The organism is Streptomyces sp. NPDC004561 (assembly GCF_053602155.1).
Genome location: NZ_JBSGDB010000208.1, coordinates 1 through 14,965 on the forward strand (window position 1 = coordinate 1; position 14,965 = coordinate 14,965).

General features: G+C 72.0%; 14 protein-coding genes and 2 pseudogenes. 10 read left to right on the forward strand and 6 right to left on the reverse strand.

Annotated elements, in window-relative coordinates; genetic code table 11:
* Positions 1-624, reverse strand: a 624-nt coding sequence (locus tag ACWEN3_RS25105) for an acyltransferase domain-containing protein (protein WP_452975086.1), incomplete at its 3' end; no start/stop codon positions are given.
* A 333-nt stretch (positions 625-957) separates the two neighbouring features.
* Here ACWEN3_RS25105 and ACWEN3_RS25110 point away from each other — a divergent pair.
* The 5 genes from ACWEN3_RS25110 (at position 958) to ACWEN3_RS25130 (ending at position 4,919) form a co-directional block, all read left to right on the forward strand.
* Positions 958-2,046, forward strand: a complete 1,089-nt coding sequence (locus tag ACWEN3_RS25110) for an S-(hydroxymethyl)mycothiol dehydrogenase (RefSeq protein ID WP_452975089.1) — start codon at positions 958-960, stop codon at positions 2,044-2,046.
* Positions 2,046-2,675 (forward strand): MBL fold metallo-hydrolase, encoded by a 630-nt coding sequence (locus ACWEN3_RS25115; protein ID WP_452975092.1) that lies wholly within the window; start codon positions 2,046-2,048, stop codon positions 2,673-2,675. Before ACWEN3_RS25110 ends, ACWEN3_RS25115 begins: the two co-directional genes overlap by 1 nt.
* Before the next feature lie 28 nt (positions 2,676-2,703).
* A complete protein-coding gene (locus tag ACWEN3_RS25120) occupies positions 2,704-3,072 on the forward strand; it encodes a DUF4180 domain-containing protein (RefSeq protein WP_452975095.1) in 369 nt (122 codons plus the stop codon).
* A gap of 100 nt (positions 3,073-3,172) precedes the next feature.
* Complete coding sequence (locus ACWEN3_RS25125) at positions 3,173-4,087, forward strand: SDR family oxidoreductase (protein WP_452975097.1); 915 nt, start codon at positions 3,173-3,175, stop codon at positions 4,085-4,087.
* 43 nt (positions 4,088-4,130) lie between these two features.
* Positions 4,131-4,919 (forward strand): SDR family NAD(P)-dependent oxidoreductase, encoded by a 789-nt coding sequence (locus ACWEN3_RS25130; RefSeq protein ID WP_452975100.1) that lies wholly within the window; start codon positions 4,131-4,133, stop codon positions 4,917-4,919.
* A gap of 14 nt (positions 4,920-4,933) precedes the next feature.
* On the opposite strand, the pseudogene ACWEN3_RS25135 reads toward ACWEN3_RS25130, so the two are convergent.
* A pseudogene (locus ACWEN3_RS25135) lies at positions 4,934-5,311 on the reverse strand (aspartate aminotransferase family protein); the annotation flags it as partial.
* Positions 5,312-5,472: 161 nt separating this feature from the next.
* On the opposite strand from ACWEN3_RS25135, the gene ACWEN3_RS25140 reads away from it, so the two are divergent.
* Complete coding sequence (locus tag ACWEN3_RS25140) at positions 5,473-6,168, forward strand: L,D-transpeptidase (protein WP_452975103.1); 696 nt, start codon at positions 5,473-5,475, stop codon at positions 6,166-6,168.
* 19 nt (positions 6,169-6,187) lie between these two features.
* Here the strand turns inward: ACWEN3_RS25140 and ACWEN3_RS25145 are convergent, their stop codons facing one another.
* The gene (locus ACWEN3_RS25145) at positions 6,188-7,390 is read right to left on the reverse strand and encodes a Gfo/Idh/MocA family protein (RefSeq protein ID WP_452975105.1); all 1,203 of its coding nucleotides are present in this window, start codon (positions 7,388-7,390) and stop codon (positions 6,188-6,190) included.
* Positions 7,391-7,518: 128 nt separating this feature from the next.
* Between ACWEN3_RS25145 and ACWEN3_RS25150 the strand changes: the two genes are divergently transcribed.
* A complete protein-coding gene (locus tag ACWEN3_RS25150) occupies positions 7,519-8,667 on the forward strand; it encodes an ROK family protein (protein WP_452975108.1) in 1,149 nt (382 codons plus the stop codon).
* 100 nt (positions 8,668-8,767) lie between these two features.
* On the forward strand, positions 8,768-8,953 hold the full coding sequence (locus ACWEN3_RS25155) for a hypothetical protein (RefSeq protein ID WP_452975111.1): 186 nt from the start codon (positions 8,768-8,770) through the stop codon (positions 8,951-8,953).
* 137 nt (positions 8,954-9,090) lie between these two features.
* Here the strand turns inward: ACWEN3_RS25155 and ACWEN3_RS25160 are convergent, their stop codons facing one another.
* Both ACWEN3_RS25160 and ACWEN3_RS25165 read right to left on the reverse strand, forming a co-directional pair.
* Complete coding sequence (locus tag ACWEN3_RS25160; protein ID WP_452975114.1) at positions 9,091-10,470, reverse strand: S1 family peptidase; 1,380 nt, start codon at positions 10,468-10,470, stop codon at positions 9,091-9,093.
* A 138-nt stretch (positions 10,471-10,608) separates the two neighbouring features.
* Positions 10,609-11,439: an SAM-dependent methyltransferase gene (locus tag ACWEN3_RS25165; RefSeq protein WP_452975117.1), complete on the reverse strand. Its 831-nt coding sequence runs from the start codon at positions 11,437-11,439 to the stop codon at positions 10,609-10,611.
* 203 nt (positions 11,440-11,642) lie between these two features.
* On the opposite strand from ACWEN3_RS25165, the gene tsaA reads away from it, so the two are divergent.
* Positions 11,643-12,047, forward strand: a complete 405-nt coding sequence (tsaA, locus tag ACWEN3_RS25170) for a tRNA (N6-threonylcarbamoyladenosine(37)-N6)-methyltransferase TrmO (protein WP_452975120.1) — start codon at positions 11,643-11,645, stop codon at positions 12,045-12,047.
* Positions 12,048-12,363: 316 nt separating this feature from the next.
* Complete coding sequence (gene rox / locus ACWEN3_RS25175; protein WP_452975123.1) at positions 12,364-13,791, forward strand: rifampin monooxygenase; 1,428 nt, start codon at positions 12,364-12,366, stop codon at positions 13,789-13,791.
* A gap of 93 nt (positions 13,792-13,884) precedes the next feature.
* Here the strand turns inward: rox and ACWEN3_RS25180 are convergent.
* Positions 13,885-14,965 (reverse strand): annotated as a pseudogene (locus ACWEN3_RS25180) (MFS transporter); the annotation flags it as partial.

Sequence of the window (14,965 nt, forward strand, 5' to 3'; positions counted from 1 at the left end):
GGCCGGGACACAGTCGGGGACCATGCGGCTGAGGACGTCCTCCGGGCCCAGCTCCAGCCAGGTGCGCACCCCGTCCCGGTGCAGCACACCGACCGCGTCCGCGCACCGGGCCGGCGTCCGCGGCAGCCAGAACTCCGGCACGGCGGTCTCGGCGCCCACGGGGCGGGCGGTGACGTCGGAGACGAGCGGCAGGCCCGGCGGACAGGGGTGGAGGGTCGCGAGCGTACGGCCGTAGGCGGCGAGGATCCCGTCCGCGTGGGCGCGCCGTGGTGCCGAGCCGGCCAGGCCGCCCAGGAGCCGGGCCAGGGTGCCTACCGCGTGGCAGGCGTCCGCGAGGGAGAAGACCCCGGCGGCGTGCGCGGCGGCCATCCGCCCGGCGGCGTGCCCGAACAGCACGTCCGGCCGCACGCCCCAGCCGCGCAGCAGCCGGTACTGCGCCACCTGGAGCGCGAAGATTGCCGGACCGGCGAACGAGTCCCGGCCGAGGAGCGCCGACGTCCGTGTCCCGTCGGCCGCGAACATCACTGTTTTCAGCGGCAGTTCCAGATACGGGTCGAGACGCGCGCACAGTTCGTCCAGCGTCTCGGCGAAGACCGGGAAAGCCGCCGCGAGTTCCCGTCCCATTCCGGGCCGCGGCGAGGCACCGGCCGAGAACAGGAATGCGACACGTCCATTGCGGCCATCAGCGAGCATGCCTCCATTGAGACACGGCCGGACGGCCGCACCCACCAGGCAAACTCCTGCGCCCTGCAAAAAGATTGTCATCATTGAATGTTGTTATTCTGTCAAATTCCTGCGTGATTCATATGCGCGACTTCTTCGTCAGAGGCGGCGGCCACAGCGGCGCCCGCGGCCCCGCCGCCGGAAAGATCCACGATCACCGCCGTGGCCCGTCCCGCTACCGATCGGTCGCGCGTAGGGTCGGCAGCGAAGGCAATCGATGGAAGGGACCAGACCATGGCGCAGGAAGTACGCGGCGTGATCGCACCGGGCAAGGACGAGCCCGTACGGATCGAGACGATCGTGGTGCCGGATCCGGGACCCGGTGAAGCCGTCGTACGCGTCCAGGCCTGCGGGGTCTGCCACACCGACCTGCACTACAAGCAGGGCGGCATCTCCGACGACTTCCCCTTCCTCCTCGGCCACGAGGCCGCCGGTGTCGTCGAGTCGGTCGGCGAGGGCGTCACCGACGTGGCACCCGGTGACTTCGTCATCCTGAACTGGCGTGCCGTGTGCGGCAGCTGCCGGGCCTGTCTGCGCGGCCGCCCCTGGTACTGCTTCAACACGCACAACGCGAAGCAGAAGATGACCCTCGCCGGTACCGGGCAGGAACTCTCCCCGGCCCTCGGCATCGGCGCGTTCGCCGAGAAGACCCTGGTCGCGGCCGGTCAGTGCACCAAGGTCGACCCGGCCGCCTCCCCGGCGGTCGCGGGCCTCCTCGGCTGCGGGGTGATGGCCGGCATCGGGGCCGCGATCAACACCGGGAACGTCGGCCGGGGCGACTCGGTCGCCGTCATCGGCTGCGGCGGTGTCGGCGACGCGGCGATCGCGGGGGCGAACCTCGCCGGAGCGGCGCGGATCATCGCCGTCGACATCGACGACCGCAAGCTGGAGAAGGCCCGCGCCCTGGGCGCCACCCACACCGTCAACTCCAAGGACGCCGACCCGGTCGAGGCGATCCGCGAGCTGACCGGCGGCTTCGGCGCCGACGTCGTCATCGAGGCAGTCGGCCGCCCGGAGACGTACAAGCAGGCCTTCTACGCCCGCGACCTCGCCGGCACCGTCGTCCTGGTCGGCGTCCCCACCCCCGAGATGAAGCTCGAACTGCCCCTGCTGGACGTCTTCGGCCGCGGCGGCTCCCTGAAGTCCAGCTGGTACGGCGACTGCCTGCCCTCCCGGGACTTCCCCATGCTGATCGACCTGCACCTCCAGGGCCGGCTGCCGCTGGACGCGTTCGTCACCGAGACCATCCAGCTGGACGAGGTGGAGAAGGCGTTCGAGCGGATGCACCACGGCGACGTGCTGCGCTCGGTGGTGGTGTTCTGATGACCGTACGCATCGAACGCCTCGTCACCTCAGGGCAGTTCACCCTCGACGGCGGCACCTGGGACGTCGAGAACAACGTGTGGATCGTCGGCGACGAGCGGGAGGTGATCGTCATCGACGCCGCCCACGACGCCGAGGCCATCGCCCGCGCCGTCGACGACCGGCGGCTGATCGCCATCGTGTGCACCCACGCCCACAACGACCACATCGACGCGGCCCCGGCCCTCGCCGACCTCACCGGCGCCGTCATCTGGCTGCACCCGGACGACCTGCCGCTGTGGAAGATGACCCACCCCGACCGCGACCCCGACCGGCACCTCCTCGACGGCCAGGTCATCGAGGCCGCCGGCGCCGACCTGACCGTCATCCACACGCCGGGGCACGCGCCGGGTGCGGTCTGCCTGTACGACCCCGCGCTCGGCGCCGTGTTCACCGGCGACACCCTCTTCCGGGGCGGCCCCGGCGCCACCGGACGCTCCTTCTCCCACTTCCCGACGATCATCGACTCCATCCGCGACCGGCTGCTCACCCTCCCGCCGGAGACCAAGGTCCTCACCGGCCACGGCGAATCCACCACCATCGGGGCCGAGGCGCCCCACCTGGAGGAGTGGGTCAAACGCGGGCACTGACGCCCGGTACGCCCGTAGGGTCACGATCATGACCACGAACACGCTCGTGACCCTGCATGACACACCCGTCCTGCGCTGCGCCCCCGACGGACCGCCCCTGGACGGCGAGAGCGCGGCGCTGGACCTGATCGGCGACGCGCTCGGACGGGACGCACAGCTGGTCGAGGTGCCCGTGGCACGGATCGCGGACGAGTTCTTCCGGCTGCGGTCGGGCGTCGCGGGCGCCGTCGTCCAGAAGTTCGTGAACTACCGGCTGCGGCTCGCCGTCGTCGGCGACATCACCGCCCACGTCGACGCGAGCGACGCCCTGCGGGACTTCGTGTACGAGTCCAACCGGGGCGACCAGCTGTGGTTCCTGGCGGACGCGGACTCCCTCGGCGAGCGGCTCGCCCGCTAGAAGGACCCCTCCGTAAAACCCGACAGAAGATGTCCGGCTTTCCCGTGAGGCTGGTGGACGACAGCACCGCAGCACAGTCGTACCGCACGGGAGGCCGGACATGACAGGACCGCTGGAGGGCAAGGTCGCGCTGGTCGCGGGGGCGACCCGGGGCGCCGGGCGGGGCATCGCCGTGGAACTCGGCGCGGCCGGCGCCACCGTCTACGTCACCGGCCGCAGCACCCGCGCCCAGCGCTCCGAGTACGACCGCCCCGAGACCATCGAGGACACCGCCGACCTCGTCACCGCGGCCGGCGGGCACGGCATCGCCGTACCGGTCGACCACCTCCGCAAGTCCGCCGTACGGGACCTGGTGGACCGCATCGCGGACGAGCAGGGCCGCCTGGACGTCCTCGTCAACGACATCTGGGGCGGCGAGAAGCTCTTCGAGTGGGACACCCCGGTGTGGGAGCACGACCTCGACAACGGGCTCAGACTCCTCCGCCTCGCGGTCGAGACACACGCCGTGACCAGCCATTACGCACTGCCGCTGCTGCTGCGCCGACCGGGCGGCCTGGTCGTGGAGGTCACCGACGGCACCGCCGGGTACAACCGCGGCACCTACCGGGTGAACCTCTTCTACGACCTCGCCAAGGCGTCCGTCCTGCGGATGGCCTTCGCCCTCGGCCATGAACTCGGCCCGCGCGGCGCCACCGCCGTCGCCCTCACCCCCGGCTGGATGCGCTCGGAGCTGATGCTGGAGCTGTTCGGCGTCCGCGAGGACAACTGGCGCGACGCCCTCGGCCGCGAACCGCACTTCGCCGTCTCCGAGACCCCGCGCTTCGCCGGCCGGGCCGTCGCCGCCCTGGCCGCCGACCCCGAAGTGGCCCGCTTCAACGGGCAGTCCCTCTCCAGCGGGGGCCTCGCCCGGGTGTACGGCTTCACCGACCTCGACGGCAGCCGTCCCGACGCCTGGCGCTACCTGGTCGAGGTGCAGGACGCGGGCAGACCCGCGGACGCCGGCGGATATCGCTGACGGGGACGGTGAAGGAACGCCCGTGTGGCCGTACCGTCGCTCCATGACCGATCACAACCGCTTCGCGGGACACGGAGTTCTCGTCACGGGCGCGGCCCGTGGCATCGGCGCCGCCGTCGCCCGGCGCCTCGCCGAGGAGGGCGGCCGGGTCCTGGTCACCGACCGGGACCTGCCGGAGGCCGAGCGGACAGCGGCCGAACTGCGCGGGCAGGGCCTGACCGCCGAGGCCTTCGCGTGCGACGTGGCCGACCGCGCCGCCGTGGAGGCGGCCGTGGCCCGCGCCGCCGGGGCCTTCGGCTCCCTCGACGTGCTGGTCAACTGCGCCGCCCACTGCAGCCCGGACACGGCGCTCTTCGAGGACGACGCCGACGAGACCTGGGCGCGGGACCTCGACGTCACCCTGACCGGCGCCTACCGCTGCTGCCGCGCCGCCCTGCCGCACCTGGCCGCCTCCGGCCGCGGGGCGATCGTCGCCATCGGATCCGTCAACGGCGCCCAGGACTTCGGCAACCACGCCTACAGCGCCGCCAAGGCCGGCCTCGGCTCCCTCACCCGGACCCTCGCCGGGCACGCGGCGGCCCGGGGTGTCCGGGTGAACCTCGTGGTGCCGGGCACGGTGCGCACCTCGGCGTGGGAAGGGCGCGACGACGAACTCGACGCCGTGCGCACCCTGTACCCGCTCGGCCGGGTCGGGGAACCCGAGGACATCGCCGCCGCGGTCGCCTTCCTCGCCTCCCGCGACGCCGCCTGGATCACCGGCACCGCCCTCGTGGTCGACGGCGGCCTCACCGCGGTGAACACCGGCTTCCACACGGCCGTACCGCGGCCCTGAACCGGAGTTCGGGCCGAGGCCCTCGCCAGCACCTCCAGCACCCGCTCGGTGTCGGCCTCGGTGGTGCGCCAGTTGCTGAACGCGGCCCGCAGCCCGTGCTCCCCGCCGTACACCGTCGGCGTCACATACGCCTCCCCGGACTCGGCGACCGCCCGCGCCGGCGCGGCCACCCGCTCCTCGGCCGGGTCCACGGCGAGGGTGAGGCAGACGACGTCGAGCCGGACCGGCGCCGGCAGCCGCAGCCCCTGCAGCGCGTCGACGCCCTCGCCGAGACGGCGGGCCAGGGCCACGTTCCGCTCGACGATCTCCCGGTGCCCGGCGCGCCCGTAGGCCACCAGCGAGAACCACGCCGGAAGGGCCCGCAGACGCCGGGAGTTCTCCGGGGGCAGATGCGTAGACGAGCCCCGTGGTGGCGAGGTTCACCGTTTCGTCACAGCCTGACCGGAACCACAACCCTGGCGCCCCCGCACAGGTCTAGTAGTCAGGGATCGCGGGAATCGCGCAGGGAGACACCTGGGGCAGGCCCCGGGTGATGGGGAGAAGGGGAGTCCTCATGGGGGACATACGCAGACGAGGCGTCGTCGCACTGGGCGTCACCGGGCTGGTGGCGCCGCTCACGCTGGCCCTCACCGCGGCGCCGGCCCAGGCCGCGAGCTGCACCACACAGGCGGGCCCGTACCAGAAGCAGGTGGAGAAGTTCCTCGGCCGGCCGGTCGACGGCAGGCAGTCCACCGCCGACTGCAAGGCCATCCAGGCCTTCCAGAACAAGCACGGCATCACGCCCGCCATCGGCTACGCGGGGTCCGTCACCTGGGGCGTGATGGACCTGATGAACAAGCAGCGGGCCGTCGGGAGCAATCCCAACAAGGACGGCAAGTGCCCGGTGAACAAGGGCCGTATCGCCTGCGTGAACCTCACGCTCCAGCTCAGCTGGATCCAGGACGGCAGGAAGCTCGTCTACGGACCGGTGCCGGTGCGCACCGGCCGCAAGGGCTACGTCACCCGCACCGGACTGAAGAAGATCTACTGGCGGGACATCAACCACGTCTCGAGCGTCTACAACGTGCCGATGCCCTACAGCCAGTTCTTCGACGGCGGCCAGGCCTTCCACTCGGTCAACCTGAGCATGTGGAACCCGCCGGGCTCCCACGGCTGCGTCAACATGACCACCACGGACGCCAAGAAGTACTGGTCGCTGCTGAGGACGGGCGACGACGTCTTCGTCTACGGCCGCAAGCCGGGCACCTGATCCGTCGCCGCCCCGGTCCTCACTCCCGCGGCGCGTCCCCGAAGTCGGGGATCGCCAGCCGGACCCCGCCCTGCCGCGCGGACTCGTGCGCGACGATGCCCGGCAGGGTGTAGCGGGCGGCGACCCACGCGTTGACCGACGGCAGCGTGCGCGTGTTGACCGCGGTGACGAAGTCGTCCGCCAGGAAGTGGTGGCTGCCCTCGTGCCCGTTGTGCAGCGCGTCGAACTCGCGCGGCAGCCGCGCCCGGTCGTGCACCGGCGCCGACCCGGAGGTGAAGACGGCGCGCAGCTCCGGCGCGATGTGCCGGAGCGAGGGATCGTCGGGGGAGAGGCCGGCCTTGGGCTCCAGCAGCTCGCTGATGTCCTTCACCCCGTTCTTGTCCTGCCACAGCGCCACCGTCGCCAACTGCTCCATGCTGGCCTCCGTGCCGAAGAACCGGAACCGGGACTCGCGGATGTGCGAGGGGTAGCCGACCCGCCGGAACTCGTTCGTACGGAACGAGCCGCCGCCCGCGACCTCGAACAGAGCGGTCGCGTTGGACACGTCGTTGTCGAACCGGCTGACCGAACGGTCGAAGACGCCGTCGTCACGGTCGTCCCGCACCCCGATCGCCGACACGCTCACCGCGTGCGTCCGCCAGGCGCCGAGCACCCCGCCGACCGAGTGCGTCGGGTACAGCAGCGGGGGATAGCTGGCGGTCTGCTTCCAGGTCTCGCCGCCGCTGTAGCGGTAGGCGTCGTAGAAGCCGAGGTCCATGTCGTGGACGTAGTCGCCCTCGGCGTAGAAGAGCCGGCCGAAGGCGCCCCGGGCGATCTGGTTGCGGGCGTGCACGGTCGCCGGGTTGTACTGGCTGGTCTCGCCCATCATGTACGTCAGCCCGGTCGCCCGGACCGCGTCGATGATCGCCGCCGTCTCCTCCGCGGTGATCGCCATCGGGACGGCCGAGTAGACGTGCTTGCCCGCGTTCAGGGCCTGGACGACCAGCGGGCCGTGGGTCCAGCGCTGCGTGAAGACCGCGACCGCGTCGACCGCCGGCGACTCCAGCATCGCCTCGTACGACGGGAAGGTGCCGGCGAGACCCCGCTCGGCCACGAGCCGTTCGGCCCGTTCGGGGAGCAGGTCGGTGACATGGACGTCGCGGACGCCGGGGTGGGCCTGGAAGAGGGAGGCGAACTGGCCGGAGAACTGCCCGGCGCCGACGATGCCGAGGGAGAAGGTCATGCCAGTTACTTTCACTACGGAAGAATCGATGCGTCAAGAGGCGTGACCGCTCCCCTTTGGTGGCCGCGCCGGCTCTGTAGGATACCGGTGTTACTTCTGCTCCAGAAGAAAGAGGGAGGCCGGGCCGTATGACCAGCTGGGTGCCGCTGAGTTCCGCGGAGCGCTCCGTGGCGATCGAGGTCCTGGTGCACGGACCGCTGTCCCGGACCGAGCTGGCCCGGCGTCTGGGGCTCTCCCAGGGCAGTCTCACCCGGCTCACCAAACCGCTGATCGAGACCGGCCTGCTGGTCGAGGCGCCCGAGGCGGGCGGTCCGGGCGAGAGCCGGCAGGGCCGCCCGTCCCAGCCGCTCGACGTCGTCGCCGAGTCCCGCTCCTTCCTGGGCTTCAAGATCACCGCCGACATGGTCTACGGCGTCGTCACCACCCTGCGCAGCGACATCACCGGCCGCCTCGACCGCCCGCTCACCAGCCACGACCCGGACGCCGTCGCCGGCCTGCTCGCGGAGATGACCACCGAACTCGCCGCGCGCCACCCCGCCCCGGCGGGCATCGGCATCGGCGCCGGCGGCCTGGTGCGCGAACGGGCGGTGGTCGGGGAGTCGCCCTACCTGGGCTGGCGGGACGTACCGCTCGCCGCCCTCGTCCAGGAGCGCACGGGCCTGCCGGTCGTCGTGGAGAACGACGTCGCCGCCCTCGTCGAGGCCGAGACCTGGTTCGGCGCGGGCCGGGGGCTCGACCGGTTCGTCGTCCTCACCATCGGCGCCGGCATCGGGTACGGGCTGGTGCTCGGCGGCAGACGGGTGCCCCACGACGAGGAGGACCGCGGCTTCGGCCGGCACTGGATCATCGACCCGCACGGCCCGCTCACCCCCGACGGCGCACGCGGCAGCGCCGTGTCGTTGCTCACGATCCCCAGCATCGAGTACCAGATCCGCGCCGCCACCGGCCGCGACACCGTCTACGCCGAGATCCTCGGCGCCGCCGCGGCGGGCGAGGCCATGGCCTCCCGGGTGATCGGCGAGGCCGCCCGCGCCCTCGGCACCCTGGTCGCGCAGATCGCCAACTTCGCGATGCCGCAGAAGATCCTGCTCGCCGGGGAAGGGGTCGGCCTGATGGATGTGGCCGGCGACACGGTGCGTGAGACCATCCGCGCCCACCGGCATCCGCTCGCCGCCCCGGTCGGCCTGGAGACCAAGGTCTCCGACTTCCACGACTGGGCGCGCGGCGCCGCCGTACTGGCGATCCAGGTGCTGGTGCTGGGTGAGGGGCGGGTGTGAACTCCCGTGCGTGGCTTGACACATTGACGTGATGAGTAACACGGTCCGGAATGTCCGCATCGAGTGTACTTACTCACAGCGCCTTCACGTCGACCGGCATATGCTTCACAGCATGTCCACCACTGTTGAAGCCGTCTCCGAGCGATCGGCCGCGGAGGTCAACGAGGAGATCCGGGCCCTGTGGCTCCGGTCGGGCGGGACACTGACCACCGAGCAGCGCGCGGAGTACCAGCGCCTCGTGATGGAGTGGGCCGCCGCGGCCCCGCGGTCGCACCGAGCGGCCTGACCCACCCGGCGCACGCGCCATACCGGCCCGGGCACCCGTGAGCACACGGGTGCCTTTCTCACAGCACCTCCACGGCACCGGTCCACCACCGTGCCGTCATGCCCCCTAAGGACGAGCAGCGGCCCGCTGCCGTGCCCTCAGCCCCATGTCGCCGAGTAGTACCGCTGGTAAGCCTTGCGGTCCTGCTCGGCCCTGATGTACCTGGTCGCCACCAGCGCGATCAGGCTGCCCGCGATGACCAGCAGCCCCGGGCCGATGTTCTTGGTGTCGGTCAGCCGCGCCAGCAGCGTGCTCGCCTCCGCCGTGCCCGTGACCGGCGCGGCGGAACCCGGCGAGGCCGCGTTCGGGGCCACCGCTCCCTGCGCCGCCGGAGCCGACGCCGCGGGGGAGGGCGCCCCGTTCTGGCCGGCGCTCGGCGCCGACACGAGCAGCCGGACCCCGAGCGCCGTCAGCGCCTTCGTCACCGGCTGGAAGAACGTCGTCCCACCGGTCTTGCAGTCGCCGCTGCCGCCCGAGGTCACGCCCAGGGCGATGCCGTCGGAGAACATCGGGCCGCCGCTGTCGCCCGGTTCGGCGCACACGGTGGTCTGGATGAGTCCGGTGACCGTCCCCTCGGGGTAGTTGACGGTCGCGTTCAGCGCGGTGACCTGGCCGTCGTGCAGTCCGCTGGTGCTACCGCTGCGGAACACCCGCTGCCCCACCGTCGCATCGGCGACCCCGGTGATGCGTACGCCCTTGCCACCGCCGATCGCGACGACCCCGGCGCCGTCGCCCGCCTTCCCGGACGCGTACTGGACCAGGGAGAAGTCGTTCCCGGGGAAGGTGCTGCTGACCGTCTGGCCGAGCTGCTGGTTGCCCTGGTTGTCGGCGAACCACGTCGCTCCTGAGGGACCGCAGTGGCCGGCCGTGAGGATGAAGTCGCGCTGCCCGTTGGTGACGTTGTAGCCCGCCGAGCAGCGGCCGCCGGTCGACAGGATCGGCAGGGCGCCGTTCAGCCGCGTGGTGAAGGCGCCCTGCGCGCGCTGCATGTGCACGAACGTGCCGATCCGCGTGGTGACTTGACTCATCCGGGACCAGTCGGCGCGGGACACCGTGCTGTCCGCCTGCACCACGACCCGGTTGGTCCGGTAGTCCACCGACCACGCCGTCCCGGCCACCCGCGGGGCCGAACGCAGCGTCGAGGTCGCCGACTTGAGCTCGTCCATGCTGTGCCCGACGACCTTCGCCTCGGCGCCCGCCTGGCGCACCATCTGCGCGGCGGCGTCGTCCGTCACCGCGACGACCTGCCGCCCGTCGGCGCCGATCCAGCTGCCGGCCGTCCGCGCCGTGCCGAGCCGCGCCACCAGCGCACTCCCGGTGTCCCCGGAGGTGCCGGTGGCGCTGAACGGCCTGGCGGACGCGGGCGGGATCTCGCTCGCCATGGCCGCCTGGGTGACCATCGCGCCGCCCAGGAGGAGTCCGCCGACCGCCGCCAGCCGTGTCACCCGCCGGACGAGGCGTCGTCGTGCGTGCCGCATGCATGGCTCCCGAAGCCGAACCCGAACGCGCGACACCCCTACGGGCGTCGCGGGGCCCCCGGGTCGTCGAGGGCCCGCTCCTCCATACGCGGCCCGGCGCGACGGCGTTCACCGGCGGTGCGGAACTCCTCGGCGCGGTCAGCTCTTCAGCGCCACCCCGCCGAACATCGCGACCTCCTCCGGCTCGCCCTCCTGATCGTTCTCCGGCCGCCAGCGCGAGCAGGAGACCACGCCCGGCTCCAGCAGCTGAAGGCCGTCGAAGAACCGCGTCACGTCCTCGGGGGTGCGCTGGGTCAGCTTCGGGGTGCCGTGCTCGTTCCAGAACTTCACCGCCTCGTCCACGTCCGGCATCGACGGGTGGGTGACCGTGTGCGACAGCGCCAGATGGCTGCCCGACGGCAGCCGGTCCGTCAACTGCCGTACGAGACGGTACGGGTCCTCCTCGTCGCCGATGAAGATGACCACACCGAGCAGCATCAGCGCCACCGGCCGGCTGAAGTCCAGCGTCCTCGCGGCGTGTTCGAGGATCGCGTCCACGTTGCGCAGGTCCTCGTCCAGGTAGTCGGTACGGCCCTCGGGCGTGCTCGTCAGCAGGGCGCGCGCGTGCGCGAGGACGAGCGGATCGTTGTCCACGTACACGATCCGGGACTCCGGCGCGATGCGCTGGGCGACCTCGTGCGTGTTGTCGGCGGTCGGCAGCCCGGTGCCGATGTCCAGGAACTGGCGGATGCCCAGGTCCCCGACGAGATGCCGCACGGCACGGCCCAGGAACAGCCGGTCGGCACGGGCGTACTCCCCGATGCCCGGATGCAGTTGGCGTATCTGGTCACCGGCCGCCCGGTCGACCTCGTAGTTGTCCTTGCCGCCGAGCCAGTAGTTCCAGATCCGGGCGGTGTGCGGCTGGCTGGTGTTGATGCGGGCACGCAGCGACACGGCCACGTCGTTGGTGGCTGCCGGGTTCTCGGTCACGGGGTCAGCTCCTGGGTGCCTGGGAGAATGGGGACAGCATTCAACACGCAATCTAGACGGCCGAGTTGATCTCCGGAGCCGCCGCGGGGGTTTTCCCCGGGGCGGACCGCGGCGAGCCGCTCCCGGAGGCCGGGCGCCGGCTGTGGCAGGGTCGACGGAGCGGAGATCCACGCCGGCCCGGGTCGGGGAAGGGATGAGGACTGTTGACCGCGTTCACGCTGCGCCCCGTCGGGCGCGTGGAGTCGTCGCTGACCGATCGTGCGGCGGCGCCCCGGCAGCCCGACGAGGGAGCACCCGAGGCCTGGCTCGTCTTCGACGACCGGTACGCCCCGGCCCTGGACGGCCTGCGTGCGGGCACCGACGTGCTGCTGCTCACCTGGCTCGACCGCGCCGACCGCGACACGCTCGCGGTGCACCCGCGCGGCGACACCGCCCGCCCGCTCACCGGCGTCTTCGCCACCCGCGCCCCCGACCGCCCGAACCCGATCGGCCTCCACGTCGTCCACATCCTCGCCATCACCGGCACCCGCGTCCACGTCCGCAACCTCGAAGCCGTCGACGCGACCCCGATCCTGGACGTCAAACCCCTGCTCACGCCGGATCGTTGAGTACCGGTTCGAGGCCGGCCCCCAGCGAGCAGGGCGGCGCGGACGCGCTCTCGGCCAGGGCATCCGCCTGCTGTTGTTGATGAACGCGGGGGATTCGCGCGCCGCGTCCTGAAGGACCGGCCCGGCGAAAGACAAAGGCAAGGAGGTCACCCACTCCTTGCCACTCTCAACCTATAGCGCACCGGGGGCCTTGCGGCAAGGCCCCCGGCGTGGTGCAGACTCTCCGGCCGGAGCCAGAACCTGGGGAACTCAGGGATTCGCGAAGTACACCGGACTTCTGCCGGCATGTGCGATCCCATGGAACGGGGGAGTTGTGTTGATCGACGTGATCGTGGTCGGCGGCGGGCCGACCGGCTTGATGCTGGCCGCCGAGCTGCGCCTGCACGGTGTGCGCGTGGTCGTACTGGAGAAGCTGACGGAGCCGACCGAGCAGTCCCGCGGACAGGGTCTGCACGCGCGCAGCGTGGAGGTGATGGACCAGCGCGGCATGCTCGACCGGTTCCTGGCGGTCAGCGAGAAGTTCCAGGTCGGCGGGCTCTTCGGCGGCATCGTCAAGCCGTGGCCGGACCGGCTGGACACGGGTCACCCGTACGGCCTCGCCACGCCTCAACCGGTCACCGAGCGGCTGCTCGACGAGCGTGCCCTCGAACTCGGCACCGAGATCCGGCGCGGCCGCGAGGTGGCCGGGCTGAGCCAGGACGAGGACGGCGTGACCGTCGAGCTGGCGGACGGCACGCGCCTGCGGTCGCGCTACCTCGTCGGCTGCGACGGCGGCCGCAGCACCGTGCGCAAGCGGCTCGGCGTCGGTTTTCCCGGCGAGCCCGCCACGGTGGAGACCCTGCTGGGCGAGATGGAGCTGTCCGAGGACCCGGCGACGATCGAGGCCGTGATCGCCGAGGTCCGCAAGACCCAGCTGCGGTTCGGCGCCACCGCCGTGGGGAGCGGGATGTACCGGGTCGTCGTACCGGCCGACGGGGTGTCCGAGGACCGGGAGTCCGCGCCGACCCTGGAGGAGTTCGCCAAGCGCCTGCGGGCCGTCGCGGGCACCGACTTCGGGGCCCGCTCGCCGCGCTGGCTGTCCCGGTTCGGCGACGCCACCCGGCAGGCCGAGCGCTACCGTGTCGGCCGGGTGCTGCTGGCCGGCGACGCGGCGCACATCCACCCGCCGACCGGCGGACAGGGGCTCAACCTCGGGGTGCAGGACGCGTTCAACCTCGGCTGGAAACTGGCCGCCGCGGTAGGCGGCTGGGCGCCGGACCACCTGTTGGACACCTATCACACCGAACGGCACCCGGTGGCCGCCCGTGTGCTGGACAACACCCGCGCCCAGATCACCCTGATGGGCACCGGCCCGGGCGCGACCGCGCTGCGGGAGCTGTTCTCGCGGCTGATGGACTTCGAGGAGGTGAACCGGTACGTGACCGGGATGATCACCGCGGTCGACGTCCGCTACGACTTCGGCGAGGGCCACGAACTGCTCGGCCGGCGGATGCGGGACGTGGGGCTGAAGCGGGGGCGCCTGTACGACCTGATGCACGACGGCCGCGGGCTGCTGCTCGACCAGACCGGCCGGCTCTCGGTGGCGGGCTGGGCGGACCGGGTCCACCATGTCGTCGACGTCAGCGAGGAACTGGACGTGCCCGCGGTGCTGTTGCGGCCGGACGGCCATGTGGCGTGGGCCGGTGAGGACCAGCAGGAACTGCTCGGCCCGATCACCCGGTGGTTCGGCGCGCCGGCCGCCTGAGCGCGTACGCACGCGCACACCCGTCGGCCGTGTCCACGGGCGTGCGCGCCGTCGTACTCCGTCAGGCGGCCGTCGGGACGGCCTCTTCCTGCGTGGTGACGGCCGGCCCGCCGGCAGGGTGAGTACGGCCGCGAAGCCGAGGACGGCCACGGCGGCGAAGAAGTAGAAGCCCCAGGGGTGGCCGATCCCGGCGGCGACCAGGGCGCCCGTGATCGACGGGCCGACGATGGAGCCGATGCGGCCGATGCCGGACGCGGAGCCGAGGGCGGTGCCGCGGACGGCGGCCGGGTAGAAGTTCGTCACGTAGGCGTAGACCAGCACCTGGGCCGAGAAGACGAAGACGCCGGTGAGGAACACCACGACGTCCAGCAGCAGATCGCTGTGCATCTTGACGCTGAGAGTGGCCAGCATCGCCACCGAGACCGCGAACCAGCCCAGCGCGGTGAGCTTGATGCCGCGCCGGTCGGCGACGTAGCCGCCCAGCACCAGGCCCGCCACACCGCCGACGTTGAGCACGAGGAGCTGGGTGACGGCCGTGGGGACGGGGTAACCGGCGTCGTTCATCAGCTTGGGCAGCCAGGTGTTGAGGCCGTACACCAGCAGCAGACCCATGAACGAGGCGACCCAGATCCCGATGCCCGCGCGGAGGTAGGCCGGCTTGAGCAGCTCGGTGAACGGGACGCGCGAGGCCGCGGGCGCCTCCTTGGCGCGTACGAACGCCTCCGACTCCGGGAGCCGGAACCACTGGACGGCCGCGACGACGAGCCCGGCGACGCCGAGGACGTAGAACAGGACCTGCCAGTGGCCGGTCACCTGCAGCGCGAGCAGCGAGGTGACGACGGCACCGGTGTGGTAGCCGGTCATGGTCAACGTGCTGGCGCGGGCCCGCCGTTCGGCCGGCATGTGCTCGGACATCATCGTGAGCGACACCGGCATGCAGGCGCCCAGCCCCAGACCCGCGACCAGCCGGAGGACCGCGAACATCGTGACGGAGCCGGCGAGCGGCACCAGCAGAGTGAAGACAGAGAACAGCACCACCGAGCCGATGAGCAGCAGGCGCCGCCCGAGGCGGTCGGCCAGCGGCCCGACCAGTACGGCCCCGATGGCCACGCCGACGAGCGACAGCGTGGCGACGGTGGTCGCGTCCCCCGCCGTCATGCCGAGGTGACGGGTC